Source organism: Sinomonas susongensis, assembly GCF_005877005.1.
Lineage (GTDB): Bacteria > Actinomycetota > Actinomycetes > Actinomycetales > Micrococcaceae > Sinomonas > Sinomonas susongensis.
On the sequence record NZ_SSNH01000002.1, the window covers coordinates 248,667 to 261,114 of the forward strand.

The 12,448-nt window shown below is 69.7% G+C and carries 13 protein-coding genes; 4 read left to right on the forward strand and 9 right to left on the reverse strand.

Annotated elements, in window-relative coordinates:
- Positions 1 to 172 precede the first annotated feature (172 nt).
- Together E6A21_RS04335 and E6A21_RS04340 are read right to left on the reverse strand one after the other, a co-directional pair.
- Entirely contained in the window at positions 173 to 1,537 is a 1,365-nt protein-coding gene (locus E6A21_RS04335) for a class I SAM-dependent RNA methyltransferase (RefSeq protein ID WP_138442897.1), read from the reverse strand.
- Positions 1,489 to 3,462 (reverse strand): APC family permease, encoded by a 1,974-nt coding sequence (locus tag E6A21_RS04340; protein WP_246036189.1) that lies wholly within the window; start codon positions 3,460 to 3,462, stop codon positions 1,489 to 1,491. Before E6A21_RS04340 ends, E6A21_RS04335 begins: the two co-directional genes overlap by 49 nt.
- 142 nt (positions 3,463 to 3,604) lie before the next feature.
- Here E6A21_RS04340 and E6A21_RS04345 point away from each other — a divergent pair, with 142 nt between their 5' ends.
- Together E6A21_RS04345 and E6A21_RS04350 are read left to right on the forward strand one after the other, a co-directional pair.
- A complete protein-coding gene (locus E6A21_RS04345; RefSeq protein WP_138442898.1) occupies positions 3,605 to 4,279 on the forward strand; it encodes a potassium channel family protein in 675 nt (224 codons plus the stop codon).
- Positions 4,276 to 4,995: a potassium channel family protein gene (locus E6A21_RS04350; RefSeq protein ID WP_138442899.1), complete on the forward strand. Its 720-nt coding sequence runs from the start codon at positions 4,276 to 4,278 to the stop codon at positions 4,993 to 4,995. The genes E6A21_RS04345 and E6A21_RS04350 overlap by 4 nt, the downstream gene beginning before the upstream one ends.
- Before the next feature lie 6 nt (positions 4,996 to 5,001).
- Here E6A21_RS04350 and E6A21_RS04355 read toward each other — a convergent pair whose 3' ends face one another.
- The 4 genes from E6A21_RS04355 to dut all read right to left on the reverse strand — a co-directional run bounded on the left by E6A21_RS04355 (position 5,002) and on the right by dut (position 7,259).
- A complete protein-coding gene (locus tag E6A21_RS04355) occupies positions 5,002 to 5,709 on the reverse strand; it encodes a DUF3159 domain-containing protein (RefSeq protein WP_246036190.1) in 708 nt (235 codons plus the stop codon).
- Position 5,710: 1 nt separating this feature from the next.
- On the reverse strand, positions 5,711 to 6,028 hold the full coding sequence (locus E6A21_RS04360) for an OB-fold nucleic acid binding domain-containing protein (protein ID WP_246036191.1): 318 nt from the start codon (positions 6,026 to 6,028) through the stop codon (positions 5,711 to 5,713).
- Positions 6,021 to 6,731, reverse strand: a complete 711-nt coding sequence (locus tag E6A21_RS04365) for a DUF3710 domain-containing protein (RefSeq protein WP_138442901.1) — start codon at positions 6,729 to 6,731, stop codon at positions 6,021 to 6,023. The genes E6A21_RS04360 and E6A21_RS04365 overlap by 8 nt, the downstream gene beginning before the upstream one ends.
- Before the next feature lie 63 nt (positions 6,732 to 6,794).
- Positions 6,795 to 7,259, reverse strand: a complete 465-nt coding sequence (gene dut / locus E6A21_RS04370) for a dUTP diphosphatase (protein ID WP_425471519.1) — start codon at positions 7,257 to 7,259, stop codon at positions 6,795 to 6,797.
- A 165-nt stretch (positions 7,260 to 7,424) separates the two neighbouring features.
- Between dut and E6A21_RS04375 the strand changes: the two genes are divergently transcribed.
- A complete protein-coding gene (locus E6A21_RS04375; RefSeq protein WP_138442903.1) occupies positions 7,425 to 7,907 on the forward strand; it encodes a DUF3093 domain-containing protein in 483 nt (160 codons plus the stop codon).
- An 81-nt stretch (positions 7,908 to 7,988) separates the two neighbouring features.
- Here E6A21_RS04375 and E6A21_RS04380 read toward each other — a convergent pair whose 3' ends face one another.
- Complete coding sequence (locus tag E6A21_RS04380) at positions 7,989 to 8,288, reverse strand: DUF4193 domain-containing protein (RefSeq protein WP_043122976.1); 300 nt, start codon at positions 8,286 to 8,288, stop codon at positions 7,989 to 7,991.
- A gap of 245 nt (positions 8,289 to 8,533) precedes the next feature.
- On the opposite strand from E6A21_RS04380, the gene sepH reads away from it, so the two are divergent.
- Positions 8,534 to 10,021, forward strand: a complete 1,488-nt coding sequence (gene sepH / locus E6A21_RS04385) for a septation protein SepH (RefSeq protein WP_246036193.1) — start codon at positions 8,534 to 8,536, stop codon at positions 10,019 to 10,021.
- 1 nt (position 10,022) lies between these two features.
- Here sepH and E6A21_RS04390 read toward each other — a convergent pair whose 3' ends face one another.
- Together E6A21_RS04390 and E6A21_RS04395 are read right to left on the reverse strand one after the other, a co-directional pair.
- Entirely contained in the window at positions 10,023 to 10,571 is a 549-nt protein-coding gene (locus E6A21_RS04390) for a MarR family winged helix-turn-helix transcriptional regulator (RefSeq protein WP_138442904.1), read from the reverse strand.
- Positions 10,568 to 12,400, reverse strand: a complete 1,833-nt coding sequence (locus E6A21_RS04395) for an MFS transporter (protein WP_138442905.1) — start codon at positions 12,398 to 12,400, stop codon at positions 10,568 to 10,570. Before E6A21_RS04395 ends, E6A21_RS04390 begins: the two co-directional genes overlap by 4 nt.
- Positions 12,401 to 12,448 lie beyond the last annotated feature (48 nt).

The following is a 12,448-nucleotide window of genomic DNA, read 5'->3' on the forward strand; positions in this document are numbered from 1 at the left end:
AGCTAGCTTGCGTCCGACGCGGACGGGCTTTCAGCGCCAAGGCCATCCTAGTTCGGGGCCCGTGCGGGAGCGATGGGCAAGAGATGTCTCCCCCACCCTGGTCCCGCTGCCCTACGAGCCGGGCTTCAGCAGTGCCACTGTCCGCACTCTCCCCCACCCTGGTCCCGCTGCCCTACGAGCCGGGCTTCAGCAGTGCCACCGTCTCTACGTGGTGCGTCTGCGGGTACAGATCCAGCGCCCGCAGCCACTCCAGGCTCCAGCCCGCCTCGAGGAACCAGCCAAGGTCGCGTGCGAAGGATGCGGGGTCGCACGCGACGTAGGCGACGGCGCGGGGGGCCGCCGCAACGAGCTGCCGGACCACCTCGCGTCCCGCCCCCGCGCGGGGCGGATCCAGGACGACCGCGTCGAGCCGTTCCCCGGCGCGCTGCCGCAGCACCCGCTCGACGCGCCCCTGGACGACGTCGACCTGCGCCTGCCGTTTGAACGTGCGGCGCGCGTCGCGGCTCGTCCCGGGCGATCCCTCGACGGAGAGCACCGAACCCGACGGCCCGACACGGGCCGCAAGCGGCGCCGTGAACAGTCCCGCACCGGCGTAGAGGTCGGCGACCGAAGCTCCCTCGTCGATTTCAGGTCCTACCGCATCGAGCACCGCGGCCATGAGCGTCTCCGGGGCCCTGTGGTGGATCTGCCAGAAGCCCTCGCCTGTGACCGTGTAGTGATGGCCGCCGGCCTGCTCGGAGACCGAGCCCCGGCCGCGGAGGGTGAGCGGGGCCCCGCCTCGCGGCGAGATGACGCTCACCGACGCGTCTGTCGCCACGGCCCCGGCGAGTGCGCTGAGCCTTGCGGACCCCAAGTCCTCGGCCAGCGTGAAGATGACGAGCGGTGTGTCTCCGGATGCCGGCGCCGCGACCTCGACCCGCTCGACACCCGAGAGATCCGCATCCCACAGGCCAAGGCGCTCGATCTCCTCGACGGCGAGGGGCATGTCGCGGACGGGAATCACCGTCTCGGACCGGTGGGCATGCATGGCCAGCCGGCCGTCGTCGTCGACCGCGAAGCTGCAGCGGGTTCGCCAGTGCAGCCCATCGGCGCCCGGCGACCCGCCCTCCGGGCCCACCGCCTCGACGTCGACCTCGAGGTCGAGGTGCGCGAGACGGGCCAGCTGCTCGCGGATGACGACGCCCTTGAGCCTCCGCTGCTCCGCGAGGGCGATGTGGCCGAACTCCGCGCCACCGACGGGGAGGCTCCCGGACGCGTAGGCCTCGAGCGAATCGGCAGGCGCCCATACGTGGGGGCGCCGCTCGGGCGAGCCCTCGAGGACCTCGACGACGTCCCCGCGCCAGAACCTCCGCTCGGGCTCCGTGTCGGTGAGGCGGACGCGGACGAGCTCCCCGGGGAGCCCGTGGCGCACGAAGACGACCCGTCCCTCGTGCCGCGCTACTGTGTGGCCGCCGTGCGCGACCGGGCCGAGGCGCAGTTCGACGTCGTTCACAGTTCCTGCAGCCTCCGCGCCGCCTCGGAGGATTTGAGCTGCCATGGGACGCTCGCCACCATGACACCCGGTTCGAAGTGCAGCCGCGCCTTGATGCGCAGTGCGGTCTGATTGTGCACGAGCTGCTCCCACCACTTCCCCACGACGTATTCCGGAATGTAGACGACGATGAGGTCCCGCGGCGACTCGCGCCGCATGCTCTCGATGTATTCGAGCAGCGGGGTCACAGTCTCGCGGTACGGGCTCGCGAGCACGGTGAGCGGCACAGGAATGTCGAGCTTCTCCCAGTCCGCGACGGTCTGGGCGGTCTCCTCGGGGCTGATGTCCACGGTCACGGCGTCGAGCCGCGAGGGCCGCGACGCCCGGGCGTAGGCGAGGGCGCGCAGTACGGGCTTCCGCACGTGCGAGACGAGCAGGACGGCGTGGACGCGGCTCGGCAGTGCCCGCGCGGACGCGTCGTCGTCGACTGCGAGCTCTCGGGCCACCCTGTCGTAGTGGGCGTGGATGCTCCACATGACGAGGAACAGGACGATCATCGCCAGGATCGCGATCCACGCGCGGTGCTCGAACTTTGTGATCAGCACGATGACGAGGACCGTCGCCGTCATGCCGAAGCCGATCGAGTTGACGACGCGCGAACGCCGCATGCGCTGCCGCACGGTGTGGTCCTTCACGCGCTGGAGCTCACGCGTCCAGTGGCGGATCATTCCGAACTGGCTCGCGGTGAACGATACGAAGACGCCGACGATATAGAGCTGGATGAGCTTCGTGACGTCCGCGTTGAACGAGACAATGAGGATGAGCGCGCCCGCGGCCAGCAGGATCACGCCGTTGCTGAAGGCGAGCCGGTCGCCGCGCGTGCGCAGCTGGCGTGGGAGATAGCCGTCCTGGGCGAGGATCGACGCGAGGATCGGGAAGCCGTTGAAGGCCGTGTTCGAGGCGAACACGAGGATGACGCCCGTCGCCGCGACCACGACGTAGAACGCGATGCTCCCATTGCCGAACACTGCGTCGGCGATCTGCCCGATGACCGGCGTCTGCACGTAGTCGGACGGCAGCGGCTGCCCGTTGAGGGTGAGCCCGGTGGTCGGGTCCTGCGCGAGGTGGACTTGGGTCGCGTTCGCGAGGAAGAGGATGCCGGCCAGCATGGCGGCGGCCACGACGCCGAGGAGGAGGAGCGTGCGGGCGGCGTTCGCGCTCTTGGGCGGCCTGAAGTTGGGGACCCCATTGCTGATTGCCTCGACGCCGGTGAGCGCCGCCGCCCCCGAGGAGAACGCCCGGAGCAGGAGGAAGCCCCCCGCGAGGCCGACGAGGCCCTGGCTGAACTCGGCGGAGGGAACGACGTGGAATCCGGCACTCACGGCCGGCCGGAGGGTCCCCGTGAGGAACTGGAAGAGGCCGACGAGCGTCATGCCGATGATCGACAGCATGAAGATGTAGGTCGGAGCGGCGAAGACCGTCCCAGCCTCCTTGACGCCACGCAGGTTGACGAGCGCGAGGACGAGGACGCCGACGACGGCGACCAGGGCCTGCTGCCCCTGCAGGGACGGAACGGCGGTGGTGAGGTAGTTCGCGGCCGAGGAAATCGAGACGGCGACAGTGAGCACGTAGTCGACGAGCAGGGCGGACGCGACAGTCAGCCCGGCAAAGCGGCCGAGGTTCGTCGTCGCGATCTCGTAGTCGCCCCCGCCGGAGGGGTAGGCGTGCACGTTCTGGCGGTAGGACGCCACGACCGTGAGCAGCACGAGCATGACTGCAAGACCCACCCATGGCGAGAGCGCAACCGCACCGACGCCGGCAAGCGCCAAGGTGAGGAGGATCTCGTCGGGAGCGTACGCGACGGAGGACAGGGCGTCCGAGGCGAAGATCGGCAGGGCGATCCGCTTGGGCAGGAGCGTGTGGCTCATCCTGTCGTTGCGGAACGGCCGCCCCACCAGCACCCGTTTCACCGCGTTGAGTATCTGCAGCACGAAGACACGGTATGCGCTGAGCGCGGCAAGTCATAGTCCGCGGTGCCGCAGGAGCAGGCGGATTCGATACATTGGGAGTCGGGCCTCCCGTCGGCGGAGGCGGGGTCGGCTCTCTTCCGGCCAGAGCGAGCAAGGAGCGCGGGTGGCGCATTACGTGATCATGGGTTGCGGGCGTGTGGGCGTCACCCTCGCGCACACCCTCGAGGACTCGGGCCATTCGGTGGCGGTCATCGATCAGGACGACCGCGCGTTCCGCCGGCTGCGCCGCACGTTCGGCGGCCGGAAGGTCACGGGCATCGGCTTCGACCGCGACACGATGCGCCAGGCGGGAATCGAAGAGGCGTACGCCTTCGCCGCCGTCTCGAGCGGCGACAACTCCAACATCCTCGCGACCCGCGTCGCGCGCGAGACGTTCCACGTGCCGCACGTCGTTGCACGGATCTACGATCCGGGCCGCGCCGAGATCTACCAGCGGCTCGGCATCCCCACCGTCGCCGCGGTGCGGTGGAGCGCGGACCAGGTGCTGCGCCGCATCCTGCCGGAGGCCGGCATCGCCGGCGACTTCCGCGATGCCTCCGGGAAGCTCGTGCTCACGGAGGTCGGGCTCAGTCCCGAATGGCTCGGCCAGCCGCTCTCTGCCATCGAAAGGGCGGTACCCGTCCGCGTCGCCTATGTGACGCGGTTCGGCGAAGGGCTGCTCCCGAACGCGAGCACGAGCTATCAGGAGGGGGACACGGTCCACGTCATGATGAGCCTCGAGGACTCGGACGAGGTCTCCCGCGTTCTCGCGGCAGCGCCCGGCAAGGAGGGACTGTGAAGGTCATCATCGCCGGCGCGGGAAGCGTCGGATCGTCCATCGCCCGGGAGCTCCTCGCCCACCGGCACGATGTGCTGCTCGTCGACCCCAAGCCCGAGGTCATCGGCCGCAGCGGCCTGCGCGGGGCCAAATGGCTCGTGGGGGACGCCTGCGAGATCTCGACGCTCAAGGAGGCCCGCGTCGAGGAGGCAGACGTCGTCGTCGCCGCAACGGGAGACGACAAGGTCAATCTCGTCGTCTCCCTGCTCGCGAAGACCGAATTCGGTGTGGGCCGGACGGTCGGCCGCGTCAACAACCCCAAGAACGACTGGATGTTCGACGGCTCATGGGGTGTCGACGTCGCCGTCAACACCCCCCGCCTCATGACGGCGCTGGTCGAAGAGGCCGTCGAGATCGGCGATGTCGTGCGCCTCCTGACCCTTCAGACCGGTGTCGCCTCGCTCGTCGAATTCACCGTGCCCGCGAACTCGGTCCTCATCGGGCGCACCGTCGGCCAGGTCGAATGGCCCGCCGATGCGACGCTCGTCGCGATCCTCCGGGACCAGTCCCCCATCACTCCGAGCGTCGACGACGTCATCGACCATCGGGACGAGCTGTTCTTCGTCACGACGATCGCCGCCGAGGACGAGCTCCGTGCGCTGCTCTCGCCCGCGAACGGCGAGGAGGCGGAGGAACTGCCGACCGAGGAGGGCGAGGACGACCTCTTCGACGGGTGACGGGCGCTACTCGTCAGCCGCGGTCTCGGAAGGGGCTGCCGCGGGACGCGTGACGAGCCACGCGAGCCAGATGCCGAGGGCGTAGAGCGGAACACCGAGGATGAGGCGCATCGCCCCGAGGGCCACGAGGCCTGCATCCCCGAGAAGGTACAGCGGCACCTCGACGACGAGCCGCAGTCCCAGCACCGCGACCATGATCCACGTGCCGAGCCGGTACTGCCGAGCCCGCTGCTGGTCGTCGCGCCAGTGGACGCCCTCGTTGCGCAGGAAGCCGAAGACGACGCCCATGAGCGGCCATTTCACGAATACGGAGATGGCGAGCGCGAGGATGTAGGCGGCGTTGGTCACGAAGCCGGAGACGTAGAAGTTCTCGGCCTTGCCCGTGAAGAGGGCGAGGGCGGCGGAGACCACTATGCCCACGATGCCGGCGAAGGCCTGGGTGAGCGACGTGCGCGTGAGGAGGCGCACGACGACGAACACGGCCGCGACGGCGAGCGAGAGGACTGCCGAGAGCACGAGGTCGCGGACGGCCGTGAAGGCCACGAGGAACACAAGGCCGGGAACGATGCTCTCGAGCACGCCGCGCACTCCGCCCGCGCTGCGGAGGACGTCGATGCGCCCGTCCGCGTGCCGGTGAAGCCCGGCTTTGGCTGCGTAGGCCGCCGCGAGCTCGGCGGCTCCTGGTTCCTTCGAGGGCTGGCGCTCGGATTCCATCTCAATCCTCCTTCGCGAGGATCTCGTAGCGGGGGTTGTAGATGGTGGGTTCTCCATCCACCGTCGAGAGCATTCCGGAGAAGCGGACGGGCGTTCCGGCGTCGATCCCCCGGATGCGACGGCGGCCGAGCCACAGCAGACGGATGGCGGGGCCCCTTCCGGGCCGCTCGGCCTGGCCGTCCTCGATCATTGCGGTGAAGCGCGGCGTCTCCGAGGGGGCCACGAACGTCACGGAGCGGATGGTGCCCTCGCCTGCGACCTGGCCGCGCTCGGGGAGACGGGAGAAGTCGAGCGGGGCCGGGGCGGAACGCTCAGCCAAGATGCGTGATCTCCGGGCCGCGCTCTGGCGCCACGAGCCCGGAAGCGTCGGCCTGCTCCTGCTGGGGCTGGTCGACGGGGAGACGCAGAGGGAGGAGCTCGCTCGGCGGCAGGGGTGACTCGCCGCGGTCGACGACGACGGAGCGGAACAGCTCCTCGAGCTCCTGCGCCGCGGCCGGGTCCATGACCGCGTTGCCGGACATGACTCCGCGCAGGAACCAGCGAGGTCCGTCGACCCCCATGAAGTGCGCCACCCGGTAGCCGCGACGGCCGTCAGCCGTCGAGGTGGGGAGCTTGGCGATGAGCTCCGGCCCGAAGCTTCCCTCGATCTCCTCGACCGTGCCGCCCTGGCTCGCCACGGACTCGGCAATCTGGGCCCGGATCTCGCCCCACAGTCCCGCGGAACGCGGGGCTGCGAAGGCCTGGAGCTGCAGGCTCGAGCCGTTGAGGTCAAGGGTCACCGCGACCACTCGGCGGGTGGCCTCCTCGACTTCGAGGCGGATCTGGAGCCCCTCGACAGGACGGATGAGGATCGCGCCGAGGTCGACGTAGCCGACGGCGGTGTCCTTCTCGCTCGCATCGAACGGGCCCTTGGCGGGGCGCCCGAACCCGCTCTTGTCGGGCTCGGCCTCTCGCGGGGGCGTGCCGAGCACCGAGGGGTCCTCGGCGGTCAACTTCGCGTTCTTGCCACGTCCGAACAGCACGTCAACAACTCCTTCAGTAAGCCGTCCACAAAGCCGCCCTCGCGCCTCGCGTCCGTGCAGGCGCTAACGCGCCGAGAATCCCCCGGTGGAGCCGAAGCCGCCGGTCCCCCGCGCCGACTCGGAAAGCGAGGCGACGGGGACGAAGCGCGCGTACTCGACGCGCTGGATCACCATCTGGGCAATTCTATCGCCGCGACGCAGGCTCAGGGTTTCACGCGCGTCCGTGTTCAGGAGCGTCACCGCGATCTCTCCCCGGTAGCCCGCGTCCACAGTGCCCGGAGCATTAACGACCGTGAGGCCGTGCCGCGTCGCGAGGCCCGATCGCGGGTGGATGAGGGCAACGTAGCCGAACGGAAGCGCGATGCTGACCCCGGTGGGGACCAGGCGCCGCTCCCCAGGCTCGAGAGTGAAGTCGACCCGTGAGCAGAGGTCGGCGCCGGCGTCGCCGGGATGTGCATAGGAAGGGGTGGGCAGCCCGTCGTCGAGCATGACCACCTCTATGTCGAGGGTGGGCTCCCACTGCGGAATGGTGCGGTCAGTGTCGTCAGTCGTCTCGGCTGCGGTCACCACACCACTGTATCTGTTGAGTTTGGTGCTTCGCGCAGACCGGCTTGCGTGCTGAGCGCAGACCGGCTCGGGTGCTCAGCGCAGACCTGCTTTGGTGCTCCGCGCGTGAGGTGGAAAGCTGGACCCATGCCTGAATCGCCCTCCTCTTCCCCGCTGCCGCGCGAATCCGCCGCGACGATCTACAGCGAAAAGCTCTGGCCCTCGTGGTGGGTCTGGGTCGTCGTCGTCGGCATCTCGGGGGCCTGCATCCTCGTGCTCGCGCCGATCAGCATTGCGGCAGGCTACACGGGAGCCGTCCTCGTGTTCCTCGTCCTGTGCGGGATCCTCATCGCGACGACGCCCGCGGTCGTCGTGACTCCGCGCGAGCTGCGCGCGGGCCGCGCCGTCCTCCCCCGCGAGTTCGTCGCCTCGGCTGAGGCCTTCCTGGGCGATGAGGCCACCGCCGAGCGGGGGACGCGCCTCAACGGCCGCGCCTACCTCTGCATGCGCGGCTGGATCTCCCCCGTGGTGCGGGTCGAGCTCGACGACCCCGAGGACCCGACCCCCTACTGGCTCGTCTCGACCCGGCGCCCCGCGAAGCTCGTCGAAGCGCTGGCCCCCCGGGGCTGAGCGCCCCGGAAAGAGGCAAAAGGAAACGCGTGAGGGGCCGAGCATGCTCGGCCCCTCACGCGTTTCCGTTCCGTGCTGGGCTCAGCCCTCGCACTCCTTGCAGTAGTAGAGCCCGTTCTTCTCACGGGCGATCTGGGACCGGTGGCGCACCAAGAAGCAGGACGCACACGTGAATTCGTCCGCCTGAGCAGGCAGGACGCGCACGAGCAGCTCCTCGCCGGAGAGATCCGCGCCGGGCAGCTCGTAGCTGTCCGCGGCCTCGGCCTCATCTTCGTCCACCGAGGCGGACTGCTTGTCCGTGCGTCGCGTCTTCAGCTCTTCGATTGAGTCCTCGTTGAGCTCTTCTTCATTCTTGCGCGGCGCATCGTAGTCGGTCGCCATAGTTATTCGTTCACGCTCCGGTTACTCGCATCAGTCACGTGGCCACTCCACGTAGTCCACTCTCTAACGCACTCGGCCCCCATTTTGTGCCCAGTGACGGGGAGATTGTTCCCGATCGCCGCCAGTTTCGCCACTCGGCGTGAGATTGTGGCCGCAGAAGTAGCGGCACACCGAGCGATGAGGCTGAAATCCGGCCCGGACAATGGCAGAGTTTCGGTCAAGACTAGGCAAGGCTGGAGGCTTCAATGCGGGAGCAACCGCAGGACAATCTGCAGGAACTTCGCCTCGTCGGCGTTCACGACGACGGTCAGCACCTTCTGCTGAGCGCTGCCTCGGGCGAGCTCTTCCGCCTCCGCGTCGACGAGGCGCTGCGTCGTGCCGTCGCGAGGCCAGCCCCGCAGCGACCCGCACCCCCCGGCGACACCAACCTCTCGCCCCGCCAGATCCAGGCCGAGATCCGCGCCGGCGCGACGGCGGAGAGCATCTCCGAGTCCTCTGGCATCCCGATCGACCGCATCCGCCGGTACGAGAGCCCGGTGCTCGCTGAGCGGGAGCACATCTCGATACTCGCCCAGAGCACCGAGGTAGGCCCGCAGCCCCCCGCTCACTCCGCGTTCGCGGCAGAATTCGGCAACGGCCCCGCCCGGCTCGGCGACGTCGTCTCTCATCGCCTGGGCGTCCACGGCGTTAACCCGTCCTCAGTCGAGTGGGATTCCTGGCGTCGGCGCGACGGCCTGTGGACTGTCGTCGCCCGCTTCACGCTGCCCGAGGGCGCGCCGGCAGCAATCGGCGAGGAGCCACCGGCGATGTGGACCTTCAATCCCGCGCGCCGCACGGTCGCCAACGCGAACCGCTGGGCTCAGCAGCTGAGCGAACTCGAGCCGCTCGACGGGCCCACGTCGCCCCGGCGGCTCTCCGTCGTCGACCGGCCCTTCGACGTCGAAGCACCCGAGGCTCCCCTTCCCGAGTCCCCACGCCCTGAATCGCCGGTTCCCGAGCCACGCGACGCCGAGGCCGACCTCCTCGATATGCTCCGCGCCCGCCGCGGCCAGCGCCTCGGGCTCGACGAGGACGCCGAAGACGCCCTCGCACTCCTGCTCACCCAAGGGATTCCGGCGGCGCATCCACGGCCCGGTGAGTCGAACGAGCGCAGCCAGCCGGAGCGTTCCCCAGCCGACCGAGGCGTCGGCGACCGCGGCCAGCGAGACCGCCGGGGCCGCGGTGACGAGCGGGACAACGAGCAGCGGCCACGCCGGCTCGAGCCCGTCCGCGACACCGTGGCCCCGTTCTTCCAGCCCCTGCGGGACGAGGACCCTGCCCGACCGCAGACGGATCAGCACCTGCGCCTGGCGCCGGGGCTGAGCGCCTCCACGCATGAGGTCACGATCGTCCCCGCGCCCGTGCCCGCAGTCGCTCCCCCGCCGGCAACCGACGACGCCGAGGACGGGCACCGCGAGCACGGCGAAGTCCGGCCCGTCCAAGACCGGCCGGGCGAAGACCGACCCAGCGAGGACCGACCCAGCGAGGCCCCGCACGACGAGGCCACGAGCGGCGACCGCGCGAGGACTGAATCCTCGAACACCGAGTCAGCCAACACCAAGTCAGCGAAGGGCCCGGAAGCCCCGGCGGGCGAGACGGAGACCATCCCGGAGCCGGCCCGCCGCGCGTCGCGCACGAAGCGGTCCTCCATCCCGAGCTGGGACGAAATCGTGTTCGGCACGAAGAGCGACTAGCTCAGGCTTCCACTCCCGCTTCGACAGCAAGGGGCGTCCGGGGAAGACCGTCGAGATGGCGGTCGGCGAGGCGCGTGAGGACGGGGAGCGCCGCAGCGAGCGCGGCCCGTTCCTGCGGCGACAGCAGTGCGACGTCGGCGGCGAGCTGGCTCGTCCCCTCGCGGCGGACGTCGTTGATCGTCACCGTCCCCGCATCGGTCAGGGCCAGGAGGAAGGCTCTGCGGTCGGCTGCGTCGGGGGTCCTCCTGACCCACCCCCCGGTTTCGAGGACCTCGGTGAGCCTGGACATGCTCGCAGCGCTGATGCCGAGGCGTGCCGCAAGGTCGCCGGGCCGCTGAGGGCCTCCCCGCTCGAGGGCCGCGAGGGCCGCGAGCCGCGAGGGGGTCAGGTCTCGCTTCCCGGCATCCCGCCTCAGGTAGAACGCGAGCCGGTTGACTGCGGTCCGCAGCCCCGCTGCGAGCGATGCTGTCGCGGCGTCGTCGGTGGCGTCGTCACGGGCTGTTGTGCCGCCGTCGACCGGGGCGTCGCCGCGAGTGGGGCCCCCGGTCATCCCCGCCTCCCGCCTTCGGGCGCGGGCGCTCCTGCCTCGTCCGATGCGTTCGGGGCCCGGTCAGCCGCCGCGACCTGCGATGCTGTCTCTGTCTCGCCCCCGACCGCTCCCGTTCCCGGGTCGACGTACCTATCCCCGCGGAGGGCGGACGCAATGGCGGCGATGACGCACGCCGCGACCGCGAACGCGAAGGCGACCTCGAGCCCTGAGGCAAACGGACCAGAGATGAGGGACGGGAAGAAGCCTCGGCCTGTCAGGTACTGGGCGTTGGCCGGCGGAAGCGACCCGAGCACCTGCGGCCCGAGCAGCGTCTGCACCGGGTTGTAGCCGAGGAGCGAGGCGAACAGCACCCCGACTGGCGGCAGCGCCGCGATCCGATCGGCGGCGGCTGCGGGCACCCCCTGAGCCATGAGCCCGGCGCTCAGGGTGTGCGGTAGGGATCCCGCCAGCCCAGCGATCATGAGCGAGAAGAAGATGCCGATCGAGAGCACCATCGCGGAGTTCTGGAAGGTCGTGCTCATTCCTGCGCCGACGCCCCTCTGTCCGGGAGGCAGGCTGTTCATGATGCCGGCCCGGTTGGGCGCGGCGAAGAGTCCCATGCCGATGCCGTTGGCGAGCAGCGCGAGGGCGAAGACCCAGTAGTCGAAGTCCACCGGGAGGACGAGCAGCCAGAGGAAGCTCGCGGCCGCGACGAGCATCCCGCCCGTCGCAAGGAACCGTGCCCCGAAGCGATCCGAGAGCCAGCCGGAAGTCGGCCCAGCGATGAGGAAGCCGATCGTCAGCGGGAGCATGTAGATGCCCGCCCAGAGCGGGGTCGATTCGAAGCTGTAGCCGTGCCGTGGGAGCCAGATGCCCTGCAGCCAGATGATGAGGATGAACATGAGGCCGCCACGACCGAGCCCCGAGAGGAGGCTCGCCAGGTTCCCCGCCGAGAACGCGCGGATACGGAAGAGCTCCAGCCGGAACATGGGGTCCGGCGTCCGGAGCTCGATGACGCAGAACACGACGAGGACGGCGGCGCCCCCGAGGATCGAGACGAGCACCCACGGATTGGTCCAGCCCATGGGGCTGTCACCGTACGGCTGGATGCCGTACGTGATGCCGACGAGCACCGCGATGAGGCCGACGGCGAACGTGAGGTTGCCCCACCAGTCCATCTGGGAGCGGGGGCGCGTGCCCGCCTCGTGCAGTCGTAGCGACGCCCAGACGGTCCCGAACAGGCCCACGGGGACTGAGACGAGGAAGACGAAGTGCCACTCGAGCGGGCCGAGGACTCCGCCGAGGATCAGGCCGAGGAACGAGCCCGCGATGCCGGCGACCTGGTTGAGGCCCAGACCCAGTCCGCGCTGGTTGACAGGGAACGCGTCCGTGATGATCGCGCTCGAATTGGCCATGAGGAGCGCTCCCCCGACGCCTTGGAGGATGCGCATCGCGATGAGCCAGACGGCGGCCGCGGTGCCCTGGAGCCACGTGATCGAGAGCAGGATCGAGAAGAGCGTGAAGATGGCGAAGCCAGCGTTGTACATCCGCACGCGGCCGTACATGTCGCCGAGCCGGCCGAAGCTGACGACGAGCACCGCGGTCACCACGAGGTAGCCCATGATGAGCCAGAGCAGCAGGCTCGTGTTGCTTGGCTCGAGCGGGTTGATGCCGATCCCGCGGAAGATGTCCGGCAGGGCGATGAGCAGGATCGAGGAGTTGATCGTGGCCATCAGGACGCCCAGCGTCGTGTTGGACAGGACGATCCACTTGTAGTGGGGGCTCGCGAGGTCGCGCTCTGCGTGCGCGGCCCTGCGGGCCCGGTAGGCAGTCAAGGCATTCGAGCTCATGGAAGCCTCCCAGTCGACGAGTAGCCGGTGTCGGGAAAACTGAGTTAG